We start from the raw sequence: 23,064 nt of genomic DNA on the forward strand, positions 1-23,064 counted from the left end.
CGGGCCTCAGTCCGGCAACAGGTCGAGCGAGCCGTTGTCGGTGATGGCCTGCATGGCGCGCACGAGCATCGACACCATGAGGCTCTGGCTGTTCTCGGGCAGCAGCTCGTAGCTCGGGAAGCTGGCGACTGCGTAGATCAGGCAGTGCGCGAGCGCGAGCTTGTACTGACGCTCGAACTCGTCTCGATCGCGGTCGACACCTTCTGCCGCCAGGGCCGCGAGGTAGGTGTCGATCAGCTCACTGTCGCGGCCCGAACGAACGTCGGGGGCGATCGACTGGCTGGCGAAGTACGCAAGATCGTAGGCGCCGGTGCCCTGGCCCATGATCTGGAAGTCGACGATGGCCATGTCCTGGTTCTCGTCGGCCGGATCGTCGGAGAGGTAGAAGAGGTTGTCGGCCCGCCAGTCGCCGTGCAGCAGCGTGAGCGGCTCCATGAAGGTGCGCAGGAAGAAGGGCAGGAGATCGCCGTACCGATCACCGAATGCCTTGATGCCGGCGGTCATGTGTTCGCCGGCGTGCTTCTGGGCGTTCTCCCAACCAGCAGCGAACACGCCGGGCAGCGCGGCGAGGTAGATCGGGTTCTCGATCGGCGGATACGTCGCGGCCAGGTCGGCCAGCTGATCGCTCTGATGGAACGCCGCATGGAGCCTGGCCTGGTTGCGAGCCGAACGGAGGGCGTCGTCCCAGGTGACCCCGACCTGCTGGTCGGCGGACCGCAGGCCCGACATGTCTTCCATGATGAGGATGAAGTCGCCGCTTCCGGGGTCCTGCATGGCCGCAACCGCCCGTGGGGTGCGGATCGGCATCTGGTCGACGAGGTGGGTGTAGAAGTGGAGTTCACGCGAGTAGAACCCGAGACCTTCCGCCATGCCGCGCTGGGCCGGGTCGGAGATGGCGAACTTCGTGATGAGCGACGTCGGAGCGCCCTCGGCCGCCGGCTCATAGCTGAGCGTGGTGCGGTAGAGCTCGGAGAGGAGGCCCACCCCCTCGGCGAAGCGTCGGTGCTCGACCGATGCGACGGTCGTGCCGTTGCCGATGTCACCGGTGATCCGGAGCGCGCTGGTCAGCCACTCGGCGGTGACACCCTCGATGCTGGTGGGCATCCCGATCTCGATTCCTGCAACCGCGGCCATGAGTCCTCCCGGTGGTGTGACGAAGGTCGCAAGAGTAGGAGACCGCGCTGGTCTCGCCAACTCTGCGTCGGGTCGAGTCGCACGGTCGGTCCGAGGGCGGCCATGATGGCGTCGCTGCGACCGAGGGCCCGTGTCGTGGCGGCGCCGACAGCGGTCCGACGGGGAGTGAGCATGCAGCAGGTGACGACGACCAGTGGTGTTCTGACCGGCACCGACCTCGGGTCGGTGCATCGTTACGCCGGGATCCGCTTCGCCGAGGCGCCGTCGGGTGATCGACGCTTCCGAGCGCCGGTCCCGCACCGGGCGGCCGGTCACGTCGACGCCACCTCGTTCGGGCCCACGGCGTGGCAGCCGGCCTCGGCGCTCGAGGCGATGCTGGGCGGCGGGGCCGAGGAGCGATCCGAGGATTGCCTCCACCTGAACGTGTGGGCTCCCGCCGGAGCGATCGGACAGGATGCGACCCGACCGGTCATGGTGTGGATCCACGGCGGAGGCTTCTCGACCGGTTCGGGCTCGTCGCCCATCTATGACGGTGCATCGCTCGCCGCCCGAGGCGACACGGTGGTCGTGTCGATCAACTACCGGCTGGGTCCGCTCGGCTTCCTTCACCTCGATCACCTCGACCCCGAGCTCGCCGGCTCGGGCAACCTCGGCCTGCTCGACCAGTTGGCCGCCCTCGACTGGGTGCAGGAGAACATCGCTGCGTTCGGCGGCGACGCCGGCAACGTGACGATCTTCGGCGAGTCCGCCGGCGGGATGAGCGTGTCGTCGCTCCTCGCCATTGCCGGTGACAGCGGACGGTTCCATCGAGTGATCGCCCAGAGCGGTGCCGTCCACAATCTCACCACCTCCGACGTCGCCGCCGAGACGGCCGCAAGGGTGATGGAGGCAGCGGGGGTCGATTCGCTCGATGAACTGATGGCGATCGATCCGGCGGCGCTCATCGCTGCAGGCGAGCGGGTTCGCGGGGCCGGCGGCAACGTGCTCGACCGGATCAACGGCGCCCACGAGTTGGGCCCGCAGTTGATGTCGTTCCAGCCGGTGCTCGATGGTCACGTCATCGAACGCCCGCTTCTCGACGCCATCCGCGATGGCGTCGGGTCGTCGGTCGCCCTGCTGACCGGTGTGAATGTCGACGAGTGGAACCTCTTCGATCCCACCCGCAAGCCGCTTCCCGCCGATCGCCTGGCCACCCGAATCGACCGGCTGGCTGCCGCCTCTGCAACCCCGGATGCCGCCAGCTCGGCCCTTGCGGCGGCGTACGACATGTCCATCGATGACGACGGGATGGCACCACGGGCGGTGCAGTCGACCTTGATGACCGACGCCGTCTTCCGGCTGCCCGCCGTGCGCATGCTCGAAGCTCGCGCCGAAGCGGGCAGTGCGGGTCATCACTACCAGTTCTCGTGGGCGTCACCCGTTGCCGGGGGAATCCTCGGTAGCTGCCATGCGCTGGAGTTGCCGTTCGTGTTCGGGACCATCGGTGCCTCGGGCATGCACTCGTTCGTCGGTGATCACCCGCCGATCGAGCTGTCCGAGCGCATGCAGGACACGTGGCTGCACTTCGCCCGTCACGGCGTGCCGTCGGAGGATTCGGAGACGTTCCCGACGTACGACCCCGACCGCCGCCGGGTCCACGACTTCGGCGAGGTCAACGCCGTCGTCGAGCACCCCCACGCCGAACGCACCCACGCCTGGGCCGACCTCCTCTGACGTTCCCCCGCCGCCGCTCAGCGGCCGCGGGAGAGGCCGTCACCGCGGAGGGAGAGCCGGGGACCGTATTTGGGTGCAGAGCCGTTGGCCTTGGCCAGACGGATGACGCGCCAGCGGTGCCCCGCATATGGCTCGAGCAGTTCGAGCATGCGAGCGTCGTCGGCCCGGGGTTCGCCCGCAATCGCCCACGCCACGGTGTTGGGGATGTGGTAGTCGCCGGTGGGGACGGCGTCGGCGTCGCCCATCGAAACCGCCGTCACGAGGTTTGCCGTCCACGGACCGATCCCGTGCAGCCGCTGGAGACGAGCCTTGAACTCGGTCGGCGTGCGGTCGCCGATCTCGCCGATGCGGCGCATCTCACGCGCCACCCGGATGATGATCTCGGCCCGCTTCCGCTCGACCCCGACCGGGTGGAAGTCGGCGTAGCTCATCGAACCGACCGTCTCGGGCGACGGCAGGATCCAGGCCTCACGTGGACCCGGTGCCAGCTCACCGAAGCGTCGCGCGATGGCGCGACGACTCTGGATCGCCTTGGTCGCCTGGACCTTCTGGCCGAGGATGGCGCCGACGATCGCGTCCCACGGTCGGTCGGTCCGCGCCAGCAGGAACGGCGACCGCCGCCACGCTTCGGCGATCGCGCCCGACGGTTCGAACCCTTCGAGAACGTCGTCGAGCCCGAGCACCCGCGGCGCCTGGTTCAGCAACCAGCCCGCCCCCGCGCCCCACGCCTCGACGGTCACGCTGGTGTCGGCGGTGCGCACGAACGAGACCGAGCCCGGGCCATCGGGTGTACGGGTCGACCACCATGCTTCGGTCGGCCCGATCATCAAGGGCTGTTTGGCGCCTCGGACGTTGCGACGAAGATCGAGGGTGGTCGGGATCGTGACCACACGCTGTGCCATCGACACAGCGTACGAGCGAGGCGCCGCTGCGAATCGATCGGTACGGCTTGTCGCCGGCGATCGTGACCCGATCCATGACCCGGCGCTCGGGGTAGTAGTCACTGACGGCGTAGTGCGCGACCGCCCGGTTGTCCCACATGACGACCGTTCCGGGCGCCCACTTCACACGGCAGTGGAACTCGGGCGTGTTGATCAAGTCGGTGAGATGGCCGATCCACGCACGGCCGACCTGATCGGGGAGCCCGGCGAGGCCGACCACGAACGGCTGGCTGTAGAAGAGATGCTTGGCCCCGGTGTCGGGGTGGGTGCGGACGAGTGGGTGCGACACCATCGGGAGTTCCGAGCGGAACCGAGCGAGATCGTCGGGCGGCATCTGGCGTCCGAAGACCTTGAGCCAATCGTGTGTGGCCGACAGCGTGCCGAGGTAGTCCTGGGTCGCCTGATCGAACGAGGCGTGGACCGCAGCGAGATTGCAGAAGGCGGTATCGCCTCCGCCCGACGCCGGCAGTTCGACGGCCCGCAGGATCGAGCCCATCGGTGGTTCGGCCCGCCAGGTCATGTCGATGTGCCACTGGTTCTCGTAGCCCGGATTTCGTTCGTCGTGTTCGAGGCGGACGAGACCGTCGAGGCCCGACGGATGTGGGGCGAAGTGGCGGTTCCCGGAGGTGAACGGGTAGCGGTCGATGTCGCCGAAGCGTCGGGCGAAGTCGAGCTGCGCCTCGGGGTCGAGGTCTTGCTCCCGGAAGGCCAGCACCTGGTGATCGAGCAGCGCCTGGCGGACGGCGGCGAACTGATGGTCGTCGAGCGTGTTCAGGTCGATGCCGTGGACGTCGGCACCGATGGTCGGCGTGATCGGGTCGATCTGCATGACGCGATGCTGTCAGAGCGGCTCGACCACGGCAATCGATTCGACCACGATCAGAGCCAGCTGGCGATTCGCTCGCCGATCATGATCGCCGGGAGGTTGGTGTTGGCTCGTGGAATCTGCGGGATGATCGACGCGTCGGCGATCCACACGTTGTCGAGGCCCCGAACTCGGCCGGCCTCGTCGCAGACGGCGACGTCGGACCGCCCCATCGCGCACGTGCCGACCGGGTGGTAGTAGTGCGCCACCCGCGATCGGATCTCATCGTCGGTCGCCGGTCCGTAGGGTGAGGATCCGAGCAGGGGTGCCACGAGCGGATGATCGAGGAGCTCCTCGGCGATGGCGAGGCCGTCGCGCAGCACGGCGAGATCGTGATCGTCAGGATCCGAGAGGTAGGCGTGGTCGATGGTCGGTGCGGCGAGCGGATCGGCGCCGGTGATGTCGAGACGGCCTCGACTGCGCGGGTTCATGCACGCAACCTCGACGGCGACGCGTCCGTGCAGTTCGCTGGTCTGATCGCTGGCGACGACGGGGAAGACATGGAGGTCGTAGTGGCCATCGTCCGACTGCGACGACACGAACTTCCCGAGCGTCTGCTCCTCGGGCAGGAAGCCCGTCGCAGCGGCATCATCGAGATGCCGCTGGAGTTCGGCGCCGACGGTGCGGCTGGCATCGACCATGGGGTGGTCGTGCAGGTTGGCGCCGACCAGGCGTGACTCGAGGGTCGGCACGACACCGACGGCCCGAAGCCGATCGGGGTCGCCAACGCCCGATCGCTGCAGGATGGCGGGGGTGCCGTAGACGCCGGCCGCGAGGATCACCCGTTCGGCGATGAGCTCGACGGCGTCGCTCGTCGCATTCGGTGCGGTGGGGTGCGGAGGGAAGGCGTGCGAGTTGTCGAACGGGTGAGCGTCGACACGGCGGCCATGCACCACGATGCCGCCGGCGGTTGGCACGAGACGGTCGACCACCGTGCAGTCGACGATGGTCAGCCCGGTCGAGGAGCGGCCCGGGTCGAGGTAGGCGAACGCCGTGTTCCACCGGGTCGAGCCGCTGACGTTGACCGTTTCGAGGCCGAACGACGGACCGGCGTCGAGGTCGCACAGGTCGCTGGCGATGGTCCAGCCGAGATCGGCGGCTGCCGCCAGGCATTCGCGGTGGAACGGCACGACCTCGCTCGGCTGGTAGGCCCGGACCCGCATGCGTTCGACGACCGTGGCGAACAGTGGCGCGACCTCCCCGGCCGACCAGCCCGGGAGCCGCCAGCCGTCGTAGTCGGAGCGATGGCCGACGGCGGCGATCGCCCCATTGTGACTGCTGCAGCCACCGATGACACGCGCTCGAGAGAAGGTCCAGCGCCCGCCGGCGTAGTGCCAGTCGTGACTGGTGGCGAGCATGCGGGCATCGACGAGCTCGTTGGGCCACCGCGGATCACCGACGGGTCCGTAGTCGGGGCCAGCTTCGACGAGGACGACGCGTCGCCCTTGTTCGACCAACCGTGCGGCGACGACGGCACCGCCAGATCCGCCTCCCACCACGATGTCGTCGGCTTCGATCCTCGAGGGCACAGTGCTCATCGCGTGAGCGTAACCATCGAGGTCCGATGGGTCATCTCGTCGATCGGCTGTGCTACTCCCAGAGCGAGTGGAGCAGGGTGTCGACTTCGTCGGCAACACCGACCGAGTCGAGCTCGATCACCGCGTCGGACGGGTGATCGCGCGTGGTGGCGAGATCGAAGTACTCGCGCACGGGTTCGAAGAATCTCGACATCTGGGCGTAGAGGTGACGGTCGTCGTTGGCGTAGCGGTGTACGTGATAGCGCAACGGGAAGGTGGCGGTGAGTTCGTCCTTGGCCCGCGTCAGAGCGACGTACATCAGCCGGAGTTCTTCGGCGAGTCCGTCGCGGTCACCGATGGCCATGTCGGAGGGCATGTTGCCGTCGGCGGTGTGGATGACGTGCACCGCTCGCCACTCCATGCCCTTGGCCGAGTGGATGGTCGACAGGGTCAGCCAGTCGTCGTCGAGGTGGGGTGGCCCGGCACGATCGCCGGTGCGTTCGGGCGGATCGAGCGTGAGCTCGGTGAGGAACCGGCTGCGGTTGTCGTAGGCGGCAGCCGTGGCGGCCAGTTGGTCGATGTCGGCAAGCCGGGCGGCCGCGTTCTCGTAGTTCGCCGCAAATGACAGTTCGCAGAACGCCTTCAGCCGGTCGATCTGCTCGGCCGGTGGAATGCCGTCGGCCGAACAGTCGGTGAGCGCAGCCCGAAGGACGGCGACCTGTTCGGCCGCAGCGGCCGGGACCGGGAGGTCGTCGCCCAGGAACCGCAGGAGCGCGGTGTCGTTGGTGCCCGAGGGTGCGGTGGCGGACGGCGGCGACCCTGTCGGGTCGTCCTTGCGGCGCCCGGTCTCGATCGGATCGAGCCCGATGGCTTCGGCCAGCTTGCGGAGCGTCGCCGGTCCGACCCCTTCGATGGATGCGAGGACCCGACGCCACGCCAGCTGGTCCGAGGGGTTGTCGAGAATGCGCAGCAGGGCGAGCAGATCCTTGACGTGGGCGGCCTCGAGGTACTTCAGGCCTCCGTACTTCACGTAGGGAATGTCTCGCCGAGTCAGCTCGAGTTCGAGATGGTCGGAGTGATGGCCGGCGCGGAACAACACGGCCTGCTGGCGGAGATCGATGCCGCGCTCGCGGGCGTCGAGGATGGCGTCGGCCACGTAGGCCGACTGGTCGGCCTCGTCGTGGCAGGTGACCAACTTGGGTGTCGTCCCGCCCGAGCGGGTGGACCACAGCTGTTTGTCGAAGTGCTGGGCCGAGCCGTCGTCACCGCCGTGGTCGGACGCGGTCATGACGGCGTTGGCGAGGTCGAGGATGGGGGTGGTCGAGCGGTAGTTCTGTTCGAGTGTGACGATGCGAGCGCCGGGGAAGTGCTCGGGGAACGCCCACATGTTGGCGACGGTCGCCGACCGGAACCCGTAGATCGCCTGGGCGTCGTCGCCGACCGCGCACACTTGGGTGTCGGGCCGGCACATGCCGCGGATGATGTCGGCCTGGATCGGATTGGTGTCCTGGTATTCGTCGATGAGGATGTGATCGAAGAGCCCCCGCATGGTGTCGCCGATCTTCGACGCCAGCAGGCCACGCCAGAACAGCAGCATGTCGTCGTAGTCGAGGACCTGGTGTCGGCGCTTGCGTGCGGTGTAGGCGGTGAAGATGGTCTTGAGGTCGTCGGCGTGCTCGGCGCTCCAGGGGAAGTCGGTGTCGAGCACCTCGCCGAGCTTGGCCTGGGAGTTGACCATGCGGGAGTAGATGTTGGCGATGGTCTCTTTCCGCGGGAACCGCTTCCCTCGCTCGCCGAATCCCTCGTCGGTCCGCACCATGCCGAACAGGTCGGTGCTGTCGCCCTGATCGAGGACCGTGAACCCGGCAGCGAGACCGGCCGCTTGCCCATAGCTGCGCAGCAGACGGTTGGCCGTGGCGTGGAAGGTGCCGCCCCACACCTGCGACGCAGCGCGATTGGTGGAGGTAGCGGCGACCCGCGACAACATCTCGGCCGACGCGCGTCGGGTGAAGGTGAGGAGCAGGATCCGATTGGGGTCGGCACCGTCATCGATCAGGCGGATGACGCGGCTCACCAGCGTCTTGGTCTTCCCCGTCCCTGCGCCGGCGACGATGAGCAGGGGAGCGCCGTCGTGCGTGGCGGCGTCGCGCTGGCGGTCGTTGAGGTCGTCGAGTACCTGGCTGGCGAACATGCGTTCGTCAGCCTAGCGGACTGGTCGAGGGCGGGGAGTGACGGCCCGGGTCGAATCGTCAGCCGGCGAACACGATGTCGTTGAAGACGATGCCGCGCTCGAGAGTGCGGTGGACCGGGCACCGCCGGGCGATGTCTTCGAGTCGCGTGCGGGTGGCCTCGTCGAAGTCACCGTCGATGAAGATGCGCGAGGTCACGTGGTCGACCATGCCGGTGTGGTCGTCGTCGCACTGCACACAGTCCGACGCGTGGACCTTGGCGTAGCTGTACTCGGCGGACAGCGACGAGATCGCGATGCCCTTGCGACGGGCGTAGCTCGACAAGGTGATCACGGTGCAGGCCGCAACGGCGCCGAGGAGGAGGTCATAGGGATTGGGTCCGAGGTCGGTGCCACCGTCGTCGATCGGTTCGTCGGCCGACCAGGTGTGGGTGCCATTGGAGATGTTGACGTGGAATCCCTCGTTGAGTACGGCAGTGATGGTCATGCCTGATCCAACACGATGGGGGCGTCGGTGCATTCCCGGCACCGATCCACGGCGATCAGTCGAGTGGCGGAAGTGTGAGCACCTCGCCGGGGTAGATGAGGTTCGGGTCGCCGGAGCGGATCGTGGATGCATTGGCGGCGATGAGGCGGCGCCAGTAGCCGCTGATCTCGGTGTTGGTCGGCGATTGGTCGGAGGAGGTGAGTCGCTGGGCGGCGATAGCCCAGAGGTGGTCGCCGGCGACGACCTCGTGCTGTGTGGCGGTCGAGGACTCGGCGACAGGCGACGGTTCAGCGTGGGTGGTCGGCTCGGTCGATGCCGGTGGCACCGGATCGTCGTTGCCCGGTGTCGTCGGTGGGGTCGTCGAGGGTGTCGTCGGGGTGACGTGGGTGGTTGGCGTGGTCGAGGGGCGCGCCTGCGTGGGCGGTGGGGTTGGTGTCATCGAAGGTGTCGAGGTGGTGACGCTTCCGAGGTAGACGAGCGTCGGCTCCTGCTGGTCGCTCGAGCAGGCGGAGACGACGGTGAGTGCGGCGGCCAGCACCGCGTGGGCAAGGCGTCGACTGCCGGGGAGTGAAACGGCCGACGCCACTCGTCGAAGCGAGGTGTGGGGTCGCTGTAGTGCGCCGATCCACAAGGCGGCGCCGATGGTCCACCACCCGCAGACGATGATGAGGAGCCACGAGGCGAGCTCGAAGATCTGTCGTTCCAGAGTCACGAAGAAAGAGTAAACAATAGTAAAGAAACGTTGTCAACGGCCCATGGGTGGAGGTCGCCTCGCGATGCTGTTGCTCAAGGCCGACCCCCGCCGGCCGATGGGCACGTCATGGACGATCACGAGCGCGAGGTACGCCGCCTTCGGCTGGCGGCCCGGTCGCAACAGCTCGAGGTCGAGTCGGCCGAGGCCGAGCTGGCGATGGCCCAGACCAGCCTCACCGAGCGGTTGTGCGAATGGGCGGCGCTGGGCCGACGCGTGCGCGTCGATGCCGTCGATCGCCGACGGTACGGTCGACTCGTGCACGTCGGGGAGTCGGTGGTCACCCTGTCGGCCGAGGCCGGACTGCGCGAGCTGATCGTCTTGGCCCACGTGGAGGGCGTCGTCATCGACGAGGATCCCGACGTGGTCGGCGAGCGGATCGACTGGTCGAACGGTCATCCCCGAACACTCGTGGCCCACCTGCGGTCGCTCGTGGACGCGGCGGGACCCGTCACGATCGATCGCCGATCGAGCGACCCGATCACGGGAAGCGTGATCGGAGTAGCTCCGACACATGTGTCGCTACGCGTCGGTTCCGGGCGTGAGGCGTTGATCCCTCACGACGCCGTCGTGTCGGTGACGAGTTCGTTCTGAGTGGGCCGCCGGCTGACCGGCGGGTGTCAGGAGTTGGTCGGCGCGCTCTCGGGGATGACCCGGTTCCGCTTCAGCGTGTCGATGACGTCCTCGAGCACGAAGTGGTACTTGCGAGAACCCTCGAGCCGGCTGGCGGGAAGGCGTCCATCGCCTGCCATGGTGAGGACGGTGCGGGTGTTGAGATCGAGGAGTTCGGCCACCTGGGCGGTGGTCAGGATGGGAGGGTATTCGGTTCGAAGTCGATCGAATCCATCTGGAAATTCAGGCACTCTGCCAGTCTAGCGTTCGTTTACGCTTGTCTTCCATGAGTGATCGTCGCGAGCTGGAGTGGGTCGATGCGATCGCTCCACCGTTCCAGGACCAACCCTTCGTCTGGACGATGGGGGTTCGGCCGCTCGCCCTCGATCGCTGGCTGATCATCGATGCCGATCTCGAGGCCGACCGTGCCGAGAAGGCCGAACTGTTGGCCCAACGACCCCAGGACGTGGTCGCCACGATGCCCGGAAGCGAGCCGGCGTCGAGCGAGGTGCTGGCGCTCGTGACCGAGGACTTGCGGGCCCGGCAGCTCGACCTTCCCGAACGCGACCACGACGCGCACCCGATCGAACAGGCAGCGCGACTCGTGCAGGAGGATCTCGTCGTCATGGAACGCGACCTCCAGGGAGGCAACGAGTGGCGGATGACGGCGGCGTGTGTCTGTTTCCCGACCCGGTGGCACCTGGCATCGAAGTTGGGTCGCTCGATGGCCGGGATCCACGTGCCCGTGCCGCGGTACGACACCGATCTGTCGGCGCGGACCGACACGTTCTTCGATCGGCTTCGAGTCGAGCGACCGGTGTGGCGCACCAACTGGACCATCGATGGCGACCATGGCAACCGGCTAGAACCGGGGGAGCAGGCACCGCCGGCCGTTCCGATCACTGCCGACAACGTGGCCGACGCGCTGTGCTTGCGGGTGGAATACCAGACCTTGCGTCGGCTCCCCGAGACCGACGCAATTCTCTTTACGATCCGGATCCTGCGGCGACCGCTGGGTTGGGTGCTCACCCACGACGCCGGCCCCGGCTTGGCGACGGCGCTCACCTCGATGCCCGACGACGTCGCCGGCTACAAGGCGGGCAGCGTTCGACACCGCGACGCCATCCTCGAGTGGCTCGACCGGGCCGGGGTCAGGCCAGACCGAGACTCGTGAAGAGGTGCTCGGTCAGCACGTCGTAGTCGGTGCACGCCGGAAACTGCGGGAACTCGGCAATCACGTTGTCGGGTGCGTTGAACAAGAAGCCGGCATTGGCCTGACCGAGCATCGTGGTGTCGTTGTAGCTGTCGCCGGCGGCGGCGACTTGGTAGTTGAGCGACTGGAAGGCGGCAACGGCCTTGCGCTTCTGGTCGGGCATGCGCAACTGGTAGCCGGTGATCGTGTCGTCGCTGATGTGGAGCCGGTGGCACAGGACCGTGGGCCAGCCGAGCTGGGCCATGAGCGGACGGGCGAACTCCTCGAAGGTGTCGGACAGCAACACCACCTGGGTGGTCGATCGCAGGTTGCGGAGGAAGTCGTCGGCCCCGTCGAGCGGTGACAGCGTGCCGATCACCTCTTGGATGGTGCTGAGGCCGATGCCGTTCTCGGCAAGGCACTCGAGCCGCCGGGTCATGAGGACGTCGTAGTCGGGCTCGTCGCGAGTGGTTCGTGTGAGGAACTCGATCCCGGTGCGCTCGGCGACGGCGACCCAGATCTCCGGCACCAGCACCCCCTCGACGTCGAGGGTGATGATGGACTGCTGGAGGCGTGGGGCCGGGGCGTTCTCGTTCACGGTGCCCCATTCTGGCTGGTCGACGGGCGACTCCCACGCCAGCGTCAGCGATGTGATGCCGACCGCACGACGGTTGTCAAGGGGGTCCGTACTCCCTTCCTCCCACCGCGTCGCCTTCGTACGGTGCTCGTCATTCCGAAGCCGCCGAGATCGAGGCGGAACGGCATCGAGGCTTGGTGACCGCAGCGGTCCGGGCCGCAGTCATGGAGCGTGGGCGAATGCAGGGCAACGGCCAACAATCGAGCGCAGCGAGTTCGCCACGGCGCCGGTCCTCAGCTCGTGCCGGGCGACGACCGCGGACCCGGCTGACCCTCGCTCACGCCGCGATGGTGACCGCCGGCCTCGCCACGTTCGTCACCGTGGGGTCCGTGCTGTCCGAGCGGTCCGAGACCGCCGAGGTCGTGGTGCTGCTCTCCGACGGTGCCCCCGGTTCGAGCCTGGCGTCGTTGCCGGTGCAGCCGGTGTCAGTGGCTGCGAATGCTCCATTTCTCGATCTGATGCTGCGTCCCGATGACGTCGTCCCGGGGTTCGTGCTCGAACACGAGGTGGCAGCCGGCCGTCCGTTACTGCGCGACGATCTGGTGGCCGCGGAAGCGCCGGGCCTCTCTCGCACCGTAGCCATCGAGTTGGAGGCCGTCTCGATCCTCGGGCTGGGGTTGTCGGTCGGTGATCGGGTCGACGTCATCGGTGTCGACGAGCAACAGGCCGCGGTCTTCGTCCTGAGCGACGTGCGAGTGGCGCGACTCCCGCAGGGCGGCGGCGCCGAGGGATTGCTCGGCGGGCCGTCGGTGTCGTTCGTGACCCTCGAGGTTGATGACGACCAGGCGCTGGCCCTGATGGACGCTCGCCAGCGTGGACCTGTCGAACTCCTGCGATCCACGGGAGCGCCACGGCTGCCCGACCGTTCCTCGCGAGCTTCGAACCCGGTCATCGGTGCGGACGACATGGAGGAGGCGTCGTGAGTGGACAGCGAATGGTGGTCGGCGTCGCCCTGAGCGCTCGAACCTGGAGAGGCAGCCTGCAACGGCACTGCCGTGATCACGAGGCCGACGTGGCGGTGGTACTGCTGCACGACGGCAACGAGGCGCTCGGCGGGGACGTCGATGTGTTGGTCGTCGACGACGACACGAGCTGGTTGTCGGTTCCGTTCGTGCAGTCGGCTCGGGCGTCCGGCATTGCGTTCGTCGGCATCTTCGATCCCGACGAAGCCGATGGATTCGGCCGCCGCCAGCTGCAGCACGTCGGGATCGAGACGGTGCTGGCCTGTTCGGTCGGCAGCGACGAGTTGGTCGAGACCATCCGCCGGCAGCGACGTGATCCCGAGATCGATCGGCGGTTTGCCGGTCTGCTGGCCGACGCCGGTATCGACGGCCTGGAGCCCGACGAACGACATGGCGTCGTCGCCGTCGGTGGCCCGGCGGGATCCGGTGCGACCGAGGTGGCCATCGCGCTGGCGGCCGGATGGGGCAGCGGGCGACCTCTCCTTGTCGATGTCGACGAGACCCACCCGACGCTGGCTCGCCGCCTGGGCCTCGGTCTGCATCCTCACCTGCTGACTGCGGTCGACACCCACCGCCGTGAACCACTCACGTTCGACGGTGCGGCGTCGGCCGATCTGCGGGACTGTCTGGCTCGGGCCATCGACGGCGAACGACCGACGCTGCCGTTCGATGTGATCGCGGGGCTCGTGACTCGTGACGACTGGTCGCTGGTGCGACCCGATGACGTCGTCGATCTGCTCGAGGCGTGCGCTCGGGCCTGGCCGGCGGTGATCGTGAGGCTCGGACCGAGTCTCGAGGACCTGCACCGCTTCGTCGGCCGCCACGAGCTGTCCCGTCGGTCGGCGACGACCGCAGACCAACTCGTCGGTGTCTGCGACGCGTCGGCGACCGGGCTGCTCCGTTTCGTCGATTGGCTTGTCGACGCGTTGGGGTTGGTCGGCGACCGACCGGTCGACATCGTGTTGAATCGGGCGCCGCGCTCGCTCTCGCAGCGCTCGCAGCTCGTCGATCAACTGCGGTCGGTCGTTGGCGACCGCGTCGGCTCGATCGTGTGTGCCCCGACCGATCGGAGGGTCGAGCGCGGCTGTTGGGACGCCGACGTGCCGGCTTGGGGGCCGTTCCGACGCGCGATTGCCGAACTCGGCGTGGACGACCACGAACCGCAGCGTCGCACCCTCGTTCCTCGCTGGCGACGCAGTGCGAGTGAGTCGGACACGGCGCAGAGTGTCCACGAACCGTCGCCAACGCCCTTACCGGATACCTCGGCGGTCGGTACGGCCAACGGCGAGGGGGCTCGGTCGTGAACGGTGTGCGGACCGGGAGCACCTACGAGCGGTTGCGACGGGCGACCTTGGACCAGATGGCCCGACGCGGGCTCGACGTTGCCGACTCGGCAGCGGTGTTGGGCCTGATCCGCGGAGTCGTCGCCGACTACGAAGCGTCGGCTTCCGCGGGGAGTGTTGGGCGCCCATTGGGCGACCCGTCGGCGATGGTGGATCGGTTGGCGCGCTCGGTCTTCGAGTTCGGTCCGCTGACCCCGTTCCTCGACGGGTCCCTCCGCTACGAGGAGTTGATCATCCACGGCGAAGAGGTGTCGTACGTCGACGACGCCGGCCGCCTGATCGCGCACTCCGAGCCGGTGAGCGAGGAAGAAGTGGCGCACGTGGTCGCAAAGCTCTTGGCGTCGGTCGGGGCGACGGCGGATGAGTTGCATCCGGTGGTGCAAACCCAGATTCTCGGCGGCTCGGCGCGATTGGGTGTGGTGTTGCCGCCGATTGCCGAGCGGATCGATGTGACGATCCGGCGGTACCTGACTCGTCGCGAGACCCTGGCCGAGCTGGTGGAGTGGGAGTCGCTGACGAAGGTTGCGGCGTCGTTCCTGTCGGTGCTGCTGGCCGTGCCAACCGGGGTGATCGTGACGGGGCAGCCGGGCAGTGGGAAGACGACGTTGTTGAACGCGATGCTGCGCTCGGCGCCGTCGACTCGCCGGGTGATCGTGTGCGAGGACACGCCGGAGTTGTCGACCGATCACTTGCACGCGGCGCGTTGGCGTACTCGGACGGCGGGGCCGGAGGGTGTGGGCGAAGTGTCGTTGCGCGATTTGGTGCGCATGTCGTTGGGAATGCGGCCGGATCTGGTGGTGATCGGTGAGACCAGGGGTGGTGAGGCGTACGAGCTCACGAGGGCCGGCAACGCCGGCTGTGGCATGTTGTCGACGATCCATGCGAACGGCGCACGGCAAGGCCTGATGGCGCTGATCTCGACGGCGACGATGTCGGGCACCAACGTGACGGCCGAGCAGATGCGCCATGTGTTCAGCTCGATCGTCGATGTGGTCGTGCACACCTCACGAGAAGGTGGGCCGAGCGGTCGTCGACAGATCGCCGAGATCGTTGCGGTCCCCGCCATGCAGGCCACCGAACACGACATCACGGTCGAGCCGATCTTCACCCGATCGGGCAGTGAGAGTCCCTTGGTCTGGACCGGCGCCCCGCTGCCCGACGACCTGGCCAACCGGATCGACCGGGGTCTGCGGCATCGAGGCTTTCGAGTCGAGGACGTGCTCGAGGGACGGGTGGATCTCCTATGACGCTTGCCGCTGCGCTCTCCGCCGCCATCCTCGTCTACCTCGTGGTCGGACTGCTCGTGGGTGTCCGTCCCGAGTGGGAGTCCCGCCGAGTCTCGGCGCCGAGTCGCGCCGAGCGTTTGGCGACGTGGCTCGAACAGGCGGATGCTCATATCACCCGTCGGTCACTGGGCCTCGTGGTCATGATGAGCGCCGCAGTACCCGCAGCGATGGTGCTGGTGTCCACCGGTGTTGCCTCTCTGGGCCTGATGGTGGGCCTGCTGGGAGCGTGTGCGCCGATCGTGGTGCTCGACCGTCGGCGAGTTGCCAACCGTCGGGTTCGACGTGCGGCTTGGCCCGACGCCCTGCGTGATCTCGCCACTCGCCTTCGCTCCGGTGCCAGCATGCACGCGGCGTTGACCGAACTGGGTCGACTCGGCCCGGCACCGCTGCGACCATCGTTCGCTCGGTACGAGACCCTGGCCGCTGCGCTCGACCATCGGGTGGCGTTGGAGACCATCGGCAACGAACTCGCCGATCCTCTGACCGATCGGATCGTCGAGGTGCTTCTCGTCGCCTTCGATCAGGGCAGCCGAGTCGTGGTCGACGTCCTCGAGGAGTTGGCCGCTTCGACGGTGCGAGATCTGGCGTTGACGACGGACATCGAGACGGCGCAGCTCGAAACCAAGCTCGAAGCTCGGAGTGCTGCCGTTCTCCCGTTCGTGGTGCTCGGCCTGTTGTGTCTCGGATCCGAGGGCTACCGCAACTTCTACGCCTCCGGGCGAGGAACGCTCGTCATCGTCTTCGGCTTCGTCATGTCGCTGGTCGGTGTCGTTCTCGTGGACCGGTTGGGCCGAATCGAGGTTGAACCCCGCATCCTGCGAGCGGGTGGAGGGCAACGATGACTGGCCTCGTCCTGCTGGCGGCCGCAGCGAGCGCATCGTTCGTGATGTTGGCGGTGTCGAGCGTCGTCGCACCCAGGCGCAGGCTGGCTCCTCGACTCGAGGCGTACTCGGCCTACGGTCGCTCTCGGCTGGGAACGGGCGCCGGTGCGCCGGCGGTGCGCCGGCTGGTCATCGACGACGATCGTTCGGCGCTTTGCAGTGTGTTCGGCCCGACGGTTGCCGAGGCCGCCGCCCGGCTCAGCAAGCTCGTCGACGCCGCCGATGCCGATGAGTTGGCGCAGCGCCTTCGCCAGTCGGGCAAGGACGATCCCGATGTCGCGCAGTACCGGATACGGCAGCTGGCGACGGCGGTCGCCGGTTGTGCGGTGGGTGCGGTCTCCGGAGCGGCGATCTTCGGGGTCGGGTCCGGATCGTTGGCCATGTTCGTCTGCTTCGCGGTTGCCGGGTTGTCGATGCACCGAGGCTCACTCGATCGGGCGATCAGCGAGCGCAGCGCCAGGATGCGTACCGAAGTGCCGGTGATCGCCCAACTCCTTGCCGTCCATCTCCGCACCGGCCATGGACCCGTCGAGTCACTCCGGGCCGTGGTCCGTCGCAGCATCGGACCGGTGGCCGATGACTGCCGGGCAGCGCTCGGGCTGATCGCCGGGGGAACGTCACCACAGGCCGCCTTCGAGCGACTCGCCGACGAGAGTGCCGAACCGACGGCAACCCGGCTGTATCGACTCCTCGCGTCATCGATCCGGGTGGGTGGCGACATCGTCGATCCCCTTCTCGCCGTTGCGAGCGAGGTTCGTGCCCAGCAGCGAGAAGAGTTGGCCCGTCGCTCCGTGAAGCGGCGAACGGCCATGGTTGTGCCGTTGCTGGTTCTGGTCGCACCCGTGATGACGCTGTTCGTCGGTGCCGCGCTGCCATCCCTCGTGTTCGGCAACCCATGAGTCGGGTGCCATCTCACCCACGGCACACCTTCACCTCTCAAGCAAAGGAAGACACCATGTTCATGACCAAAGCTCTCATCGACCTGCGCGAGCGCTCGTCGGCACCGCGAGCGACCGAGCGCGGCTCGGCCGTCGTCGAATGGCTGGGCATCAGCGCCCTGTCGATCGGCATGCTCGTCGGGATCTTCGCTGCGCTGGAACAGGTCGGCCTCAGTGTGGTCGAGGCCATTCGCGGTTCGCTCGGTGTCTGAGGAGGGCGGCGGGCGAGCACGCGCCAATGGGCGGGGCGGCGGGCGAGCACGCGCCAATGAGCACGGCGGCGGGCGGGCACGCGCCGATGAGCACGGCACCATCGCGCTGCCGGCGGTGATCTCGATCGCCATCCTGCTGCTGGCGTTCGTGCTCGCAACACAGTTCGCCGTTTGGCTGTACGCCAAGGGTGCGCTGAGGTCGGCGGTGCAGTCGGCGGCTCGCGCTGCGGCACCGCTCGACGCGCCCGTCGAGGCATGTGGGCGAGCGTTCGAACTCGCCCGCTCGTCGCTCCTCGATGGCGACGTGGGTGCAGGCGTCGGAGGCGTGCGCTGCGATCGGGGGCCAACGCTCGTCACGGTCGAAGTCGATGCCCACTTCGATGCCTGGCTGCCGATCACGCCCGGCTGGCACACCACGGTGCGCGCCGTCGCCGTGCGTGAAGTCGAGCCGGCATGATGGCGGGCCATCAAACCAACGCTCGGCGGCGTCGGCGAACCGTCCGAGCCAGATCACACGAGCGAGGCAGCGCGGTGCTCGAGCTCCCATTCGTGTTGGGTTTGATCGTGCTCCCCTTTGCCGTTCTCGTACTCCAGCTTCCGACCTGGGTCGAGCACCAGTTGGCAGCCACCGACGCAGCGGCCGAGGTCGCCCGTGCGGTCACGGTGTCGGAGTCAAACGTCGAGGTAGGCGATCTTGTCGCCGCGATCGAAGCGTCTCACGGCTTGGCGCCGGGTTCGCTGCGTGTCCGTCAGGTGGACGGCCGGCCGGGTGAGCCCGTGACCGCACGAGTCACGGTCGACGTCCCGGCGCTGACGGTGCCGGGCTTCGGCGTGGTCGCGCGACATCCGTGGACGGCGACCCATGTGGAGCGTCGCCCCGATTTCGCCTCGGTCGAGCCATGAGTGAGCGATCCCGCCGATGGACCGAAAAGCCCGAGTGTGGCCAGGTGACGCTGTTCGGGGTCGGCGTGGTCATGATGCTGCTGGTCGTGGGAGGCGTCAGCCTGGACCTGTGGCGAGTCGTTGCCCAACACCGTGCGCTATCGGAGGTTGCCGATGCCGCTGCCGCCGCCGGCTCGAACGGCATCGACATCGCTCACTACCGGAGCAGCGGCGACCTGGCCCTCGATCCGGTGCTGGCGACGTCGTACGTCGAGTGGAGCGTGTCGACACAGGACCGACCGTCGTCGTTCCGGTCGGCCCGGGTGACACGCGTCGAACCCGGCCGCATCACGGTGTCGGTGTCGGGCCGGGTCGACTTCTCGCTGCTCTCGCTGGTCGCGCCCGGCGACGGTGTCGACATCGAGGTCGAGGCGTCGGCGGGTCCCCGCCGAAGCGGGGGGTGAGGCTGATGAGGTGCGCGGAGAGGGCGACGAAGGAGCCCTTGACGTGGACCGACCCAGAAGCCCAGCCTGGTTGTTTCGCCGACGAAGGAGGCGAATCGCAGTGCAACGTCTCGCCTCTCCGCGCTGCCGCTTAGGCCCCGTAGGCGTACCGGGTCGTGAACTCGGTGGCAGCGGCGACGTTGTAGACCACTTCGGTGCGGCTGACGCCGTTGCCGATCTGGCCGAGCCAGTAGGCGACGCCCGCAGGATCCGGCTCACGCTCGAAGACGTTGCGGTAGAGAACCTCGAGGAAGACCTGATCGTTCACGTTCGAGCCATACCGGTTCCGGTACTCGGTCGAGTTGGTGAAGCCGTCGACCATGTCGGCGAGCGTGGTTCCGTTGCGGGTCTGGGCGATCCAGTACTGGGCGCCGGCAACATCCGGCTCACGGCCGAGGAAGGCACGGTAGAGGCGGAGGGTGACGGCATCGCTGGTCCGGTAGTCATCGGCCTGGACCAGGGCGGCGATCGTCGAGGCGGCGCCGACGGAACCGGGTGCCTTGTTCGCCCCGGTCTGGGCGTGCTGGGCGTCGGCCCAGGCGACGGCGGCAGCGATGTCGAGCGAGCCGTGACCGGTGTGGGCATCCCATCCGGCGCCGTTGATGTCACGGGTCGAGCCGACCAGCGCCGCCCGGATGTCGGACGCAGTGGCGCTGGGAACGATCGACCGGAGAAGGGCTGCGGCTGCCGCGACCTGCGGGGCCGAGAACGAGGTGCCCTTGCCCAGGACGTAATTGCCGCCGGTGCCGAGGGTGGCGACCGACTCGCCGGGAGCCGAGATCTCGACCCACGAACCATTCGAGGCCCACGTGGTCGGAGCGTCGTTCTGGTAGGCGCCAACGCCGAGCACACCGGGGAGGGCGGCGGGATAGATGGTCGGGTTGCCGGCAGCGCCGTTGTTGCCGGCCGAAGCTACGACGAGGACGTCGTGGTCGTTGGCGTAGTTGACCGCGGCTTCGGTCACCGAGGAGTGGTTGCCGCCGAGCGAGAGGTTGATCACGTCTGCGCCGTGGTCGGTGGCCCAGATGATGCCCTCGGCCACGTCACCGAACGAGCAACCGTCGGTCTTGCAGACCCGGATCGGCATGACTCGAATCCCCTCGACGGTGGCGTCGATGCCGATGCCGTTGTTCGACACCGCCGTCATGGAGCCGGCAACCATGGTGCCGTGATCCGTCACGGCGCTGGTGTTGGCGTTCTCGTCGACCGTGTTGTAGCCGGGGACCATTGGCGGCAGATCGGGGTGCGCCTCCACGCCGGAGTCGAGCACGGCGACCACCGCTCCGTTGGCCGAGCGACCGGACAGTGAGCGGATCGAACCGAGGTGGGTCTGGAGGTGGCCGTAGGGAGCGCCGGTGCCGGTCAGGTAGGAGGCCCCGTCGACTTCGGCCGCCACGACGCCGTCGAGAGCGAAGAGGGTCGAGCTGAGCTGCTCGGGTAGCGGTGACTCGAGTTCGATCACCTGGGGGCCGTCGGGGGTGTTGACCAGGGCGACCACGTTGGTGTCGACCTTGGTCGTCGCCGCTCCGAGGGCGTTGGCGTAGCTGACGCCGAGACGGTCACCGCCGGTGATGAGGCCGCCGAGGGACTCGAGCTCACTGAAGTCGAAGATCCCGTCGACCGCAGCCTGCGTGGGGGCGGCAGCGGCAGCGGCCGCTGGCGAGGCGAGCATCGGCACGATCGTGGCGACGGCGGCGAGTGCGGCGAGTGGGTGTCGGATCGAGCGCCCTTCCGTGGCTGCCCGATCGTTGAGAGATTTGGTCGCGTTGAAGCTGAACGTCATGCTCGGTAACCCTTGGGTTCCGAAGGTGGCCCTGCACCATCCTTGGTGATTGGTGTAACGACATGGACAAGCAGCGACCTTGAGGGTTTTCGCCCAAGCAGGGCCGAACGACTCAGCCCGACCATCGACCGACCATTCGACGGTCATTGGTATGTTGACCATCAGTCCAATACTCGCCCTCGGCGAGGCGGGCGAGCATCGTGGCTGGTAGGAGGGCAGATGGACGCATCACAGTTGGCGCAGCTCGTGGTCGGTTGGCAGGCGAGTGGGGCGGGAGGGCTGAGCCAGCGGCTCACGCTGGCCTTGCGTCACGTGCTGGCGACCGGCGTGCTCGCCGATGGCCAGCGCTTGCCGACCGAGCGTGCGTTGGCCGTCGCGCTCGACGTCAGTCGGCCAACGGTGTCGGCGGCGATCGCCGAACTCCGGTCGCTCGGCCTGGTCGAGTCGCGACAGGGGAGCGGCACGATCGTGACGCCACGGACCGGATCGTCCTCGGCCATCGATCTGGCGAGCGCCGCGCCCTTCGACGCGTCGCATCTGGGCAGCCTGACGCTCGATACGGCGAATCTGCTGGCGGTGTCGCCTCCCAGTGGCGTCGGTCCCGATGGCATCACCGTCGGGCTCGAAGCGCTTCGAGAGCACATCGCCCGGCGGCATCGCCGATCCGGACGGCCCGCCGACGCGGTGAACGTCCTCGTGACCTCGGGTGCGCATCAGGCCCTGGCCATGGTCATCGCCCTGCGCGTGCCGGTCGGCGGGCTCGTCCTGATCGAGGAACTCACCTACGACGGACTCCGGCCACTCGTCGAGTCGCTCGGCGTGGGGTTCGCAACGGTTCGCCGGGACCATCTCGGCGTCGATCCTTCACACCTCGACACCCTGATCAATGAACGTCGCCCCGATCTCGTCGTCCTGCTCGGCGGCGTGCACAGTCCGACCGGTGTGGTCTCGCCGGCGGAACGTGTCGAGCAAGTGGCGGCGGTGCTCGACCATCACGCCATGGTCGTGTTGGTCGACGGCGCCGGTGACGACCTCGCGTTCCAGCCACCGATCCACCATCTCGGAGCGAGTTGTGAGGTGGCCGAGGTGATCTCGGTCGGCACGCTGTCGAAGTCGGCCTGGTCGGGGATGCAACTCGGTTGGATCGTCACCTCGGAGGCGAGCGTGGCCCAGCTCGCTCGCTACCGGGCCACCGCCCTCGACCATGGCCCGTCCATCGCCGCACAGCTCCTCGCCGGCCAGTTGCTCCAGCGCTTCGACGACCTTCTCGATGCGAGGCGAGCGACCCTGTTCGACGCCGCTCGCCAGTTCGAGGTCTGGTTCGCCGAAGCACTTCCCGAGTGGCAGGTGCACACTCCCGATGGTGGTCTGACCGTGTGGTCGGCGCTGCCAGGTGACGACGCCTCGGGTTTCGTGGCCGCGCTGGCTGCCGGTGGCGTGTCGGTTCGTGCCGGTGCGTCGTCACGTCCGGACGGGCAGCCGGATCCTCACCTTCGGCTGTGTTTCGACCGTCCGCCGGCGTTGCTCGACGAAGCACTCGACCGCATCGTCGAGGTGTGGAACGCCCGGCGCTGAGTCGCCACCGAGGAGCGGCGCAGCCCGGTCAGGCCGGTCGGACGATCTCGAAGAGGTGCTCGGTCGTGCTGTACCAGTTGCCGGCGTGTCGTCCGACCGCCGCCAGCTTGGCCTGGTCGACTCGCGTTCCGTCGAGCAGGTCGTTGTCGACCCAGAACGCCACGACCTCGCCGACGAAGAGCCAGTTCCCGCCACCCTCGGCACCGATGTGCATGTCATTGACCAGCCGGCACTCGAGCTGCGCCTTGGCCTCGCCCACCCGTTTCGGGGCGATGAAGGCCGAGTCGAGTGGGGTCAGGCCGGCGTGTTCGAACTCGTCGACCGATGCGGGGAGGCTGGCCGAGCTGGCGTTCATGGCCTCGACCGTGGTGTCGGTGACGATGTTGACCGTGAACTCACGGGTCGACTTCACATTGTCGGCGGTGTCTTTGCGGACGCCGTCGCCGTAGCCAGCGGAGAACACGACCATCGGAGGATTGCCCGAGACGGCGTTGAAGAACGAGTAGGGCGCCAGGTTGTGCACGCCGTCGGCCGACACCGAGCCGATCCACCCGATGGGGCGGGGCACCACGAGTCCGGTCAGCAGCTTGTAGGGGTCGGCTCCCTGCAGCTCGGCGACGTCGAATCGGGTCTTGTCTTCCTGCATGCGTTGGAGCGTAGAC

At 67.9% G+C, this 23,064-nt stretch carries 24 protein-coding genes; 13 read left to right on the plus strand and 11 right to left on the minus strand.

Going from position 1 to position 23,064, the window contains the following annotated elements:
* Positions 1-6 precede the first annotated feature (6 nt).
* Positions 7-1,104, minus strand: coding sequence for a phosphotransferase (locus tag R2733_12825; GenBank protein MEZ5377382.1), 1,098 nt, complete (start codon positions 1,102-1,104; stop codon positions 7-9).
* 210 nt (positions 1,105-1,314) lie between these two features.
* Here R2733_12825 and R2733_12830 point away from each other — a divergent pair, with 210 nt between their 5' ends.
* Positions 1,315-2,847, plus strand: a complete 1,533-nt coding sequence (locus R2733_12830; GenBank protein MEZ5377383.1) for a carboxylesterase family protein — start codon at positions 1,315-1,317, stop codon at positions 2,845-2,847.
* A gap of 17 nt (positions 2,848-2,864) precedes the next feature.
* Here the strand turns inward: R2733_12830 and R2733_12835 are convergent, their stop codons facing one another.
* From R2733_12835 to R2733_12860, 6 genes are read right to left on the minus strand one after another with little or no spacing between them, the layout of a single operon-like run.
* Complete coding sequence (locus R2733_12835; GenBank protein ID MEZ5377384.1) at positions 2,865-3,452, minus strand: hypothetical protein; 588 nt, start codon at positions 3,450-3,452, stop codon at positions 2,865-2,867.
* On the minus strand, positions 3,337-4,617 hold the full coding sequence (locus R2733_12840) for a TauD/TfdA family dioxygenase (GenBank protein ID MEZ5377385.1): 1,281 nt from the start codon (positions 4,615-4,617) through the stop codon (positions 3,337-3,339). Before R2733_12840 ends, R2733_12835 begins: the two co-directional genes overlap by 116 nt.
* A gap of 50 nt (positions 4,618-4,667) precedes the next feature.
* Positions 4,668-6,191: a GMC family oxidoreductase gene (locus tag R2733_12845; GenBank protein MEZ5377386.1), complete on the minus strand. Its 1,524-nt coding sequence runs from the start codon at positions 6,189-6,191 to the stop codon at positions 4,668-4,670.
* A gap of 52 nt (positions 6,192-6,243) precedes the next feature.
* On the minus strand, positions 6,244-8,361 hold the full coding sequence (locus R2733_12850; GenBank protein ID MEZ5377387.1) for an ATP-dependent helicase: 2,118 nt from the start codon (positions 8,359-8,361) through the stop codon (positions 6,244-6,246).
* A 58-nt stretch (positions 8,362-8,419) separates the two neighbouring features.
* A complete protein-coding gene (locus tag R2733_12855; protein MEZ5377388.1) occupies positions 8,420-8,845 on the minus strand; it encodes an OsmC family protein in 426 nt (141 codons plus the stop codon).
* Between the two features lie 55 nt (positions 8,846-8,900).
* The gene (locus R2733_12860) at positions 8,901-9,557 is read right to left on the minus strand and encodes a LysM peptidoglycan-binding domain-containing protein (protein ID MEZ5377389.1); all 657 of its coding nucleotides are present in this window, start codon (positions 9,555-9,557) and stop codon (positions 8,901-8,903) included.
* Between the two features lie 108 nt (positions 9,558-9,665).
* On the opposite strand from R2733_12860, the gene R2733_12865 reads away from it, so the two are divergent.
* Positions 9,666-10,190, plus strand: coding sequence for a hypothetical protein (locus R2733_12865; GenBank protein ID MEZ5377390.1), 525 nt, complete (start codon positions 9,666-9,668; stop codon positions 10,188-10,190).
* A 26-nt stretch (positions 10,191-10,216) separates the two neighbouring features.
* On the opposite strand, the gene R2733_12870 is transcribed toward R2733_12865, so the two are convergent.
* Positions 10,217-10,459 (minus strand): helix-turn-helix domain-containing protein, encoded by a 243-nt coding sequence (locus R2733_12870; protein ID MEZ5377391.1) that lies wholly within the window; start codon positions 10,457-10,459, stop codon positions 10,217-10,219.
* 35 nt (positions 10,460-10,494) lie between these two features.
* On the opposite strand from R2733_12870, the gene R2733_12875 reads away from it, so the two are divergent.
* Complete coding sequence (locus tag R2733_12875; GenBank protein MEZ5377392.1) at positions 10,495-11,382, plus strand: DUF3445 domain-containing protein; 888 nt, start codon at positions 10,495-10,497, stop codon at positions 11,380-11,382.
* Here R2733_12875 and thrH read toward each other — a convergent pair.
* Complete coding sequence (thrH, locus tag R2733_12880) at positions 11,360-11,998, minus strand: bifunctional phosphoserine phosphatase/homoserine phosphotransferase ThrH (GenBank protein ID MEZ5377393.1); 639 nt, start codon at positions 11,996-11,998, stop codon at positions 11,360-11,362. The two genes, R2733_12875 and thrH, sit on opposite strands and share 23 nt — an antisense overlap.
* 326 nt (positions 11,999-12,324) lie before the next feature.
* Between thrH and R2733_12885 the strand changes: the two genes are divergently transcribed.
* From R2733_12885 to R2733_12925, 9 genes are all read left to right on the plus strand, one after another.
* Complete coding sequence (locus R2733_12885) at positions 12,325-12,960, plus strand: RcpC/CpaB family pilus assembly protein (protein ID MEZ5377394.1); 636 nt, start codon at positions 12,325-12,327, stop codon at positions 12,958-12,960.
* A complete protein-coding gene (locus tag R2733_12890) occupies positions 12,957-14,303 on the plus strand; it encodes a hypothetical protein (protein ID MEZ5377395.1) in 1,347 nt (448 codons plus the stop codon). Before R2733_12885 ends, R2733_12890 begins: the two co-directional genes overlap by 4 nt.
* Positions 14,300-15,589, plus strand: coding sequence for an ATPase, T2SS/T4P/T4SS family (locus R2733_12895; GenBank protein ID MEZ5377396.1), 1,290 nt, complete (start codon positions 14,300-14,302; stop codon positions 15,587-15,589). The genes R2733_12890 and R2733_12895 overlap by 4 nt, the downstream gene beginning before the upstream one ends.
* Complete coding sequence (locus R2733_12900; protein MEZ5377397.1) at positions 15,586-16,470, plus strand: type II secretion system F family protein; 885 nt, start codon at positions 15,586-15,588, stop codon at positions 16,468-16,470. The genes R2733_12895 and R2733_12900 overlap by 4 nt, the downstream gene beginning before the upstream one ends.
* A complete protein-coding gene (locus R2733_12905; protein MEZ5377398.1) occupies positions 16,467-17,408 on the plus strand; it encodes a type II secretion system F family protein in 942 nt (313 codons plus the stop codon). Before R2733_12900 ends, R2733_12905 begins: the two co-directional genes overlap by 4 nt.
* Positions 17,409-17,464: 56 nt before the next feature.
* A complete protein-coding gene (locus R2733_12910) occupies positions 17,465-17,659 on the plus strand; it encodes a hypothetical protein (protein MEZ5377399.1) in 195 nt (64 codons plus the stop codon).
* Complete coding sequence (locus tag R2733_12915; protein ID MEZ5377400.1) at positions 17,652-18,116, plus strand: hypothetical protein; 465 nt, start codon at positions 17,652-17,654, stop codon at positions 18,114-18,116. Before R2733_12910 ends, R2733_12915 begins: the two co-directional genes overlap by 8 nt.
* A 74-nt stretch (positions 18,117-18,190) precedes the next feature.
* Positions 18,191-18,562, plus strand: coding sequence for a hypothetical protein (locus tag R2733_12920; GenBank protein ID MEZ5377401.1), 372 nt, complete (start codon positions 18,191-18,193; stop codon positions 18,560-18,562).
* Entirely contained in the window at positions 18,559-19,005 is a 447-nt protein-coding gene (locus R2733_12925) for a pilus assembly protein TadG-related protein (protein ID MEZ5377402.1), read from the plus strand. Before R2733_12920 ends, R2733_12925 begins: the two co-directional genes overlap by 4 nt.
* Before the next feature lie 130 nt (positions 19,006-19,135).
* On the opposite strand, the gene R2733_12930 is transcribed toward R2733_12925, so the two are convergent.
* The gene (locus R2733_12930; GenBank protein MEZ5377403.1) at positions 19,136-20,827 is read right to left on the minus strand and encodes a S8 family serine peptidase; all 1,692 of its coding nucleotides are present in this window, start codon (positions 20,825-20,827) and stop codon (positions 19,136-19,138) included.
* Positions 20,828-21,046: 219 nt separating this feature from the next.
* Between R2733_12930 and R2733_12935 the strand changes: the two genes are divergently transcribed.
* Positions 21,047-22,402, plus strand: a complete 1,356-nt coding sequence (locus tag R2733_12935) for a PLP-dependent aminotransferase family protein (protein MEZ5377404.1) — start codon at positions 21,047-21,049, stop codon at positions 22,400-22,402.
* Positions 22,403-22,430: 28 nt separating this feature from the next.
* Here the strand turns inward: R2733_12935 and R2733_12940 are convergent, their stop codons facing one another.
* Positions 22,431-23,048 carry a flavin reductase family protein gene (locus R2733_12940; protein MEZ5377405.1) on the minus strand — a complete coding sequence of 206 codons (618 nt, stop codon included), beginning with the start codon at positions 23,046-23,048 and terminating at the stop codon, positions 22,431-22,433.
* Positions 23,049-23,064 lie beyond the last annotated feature (16 nt).

Source organism: Acidimicrobiales bacterium (assembly GCA_041394265.1).
GTDB lineage: Bacteria > Actinomycetota > Acidimicrobiia > Acidimicrobiales > SZUA-35 > JBBQUN01.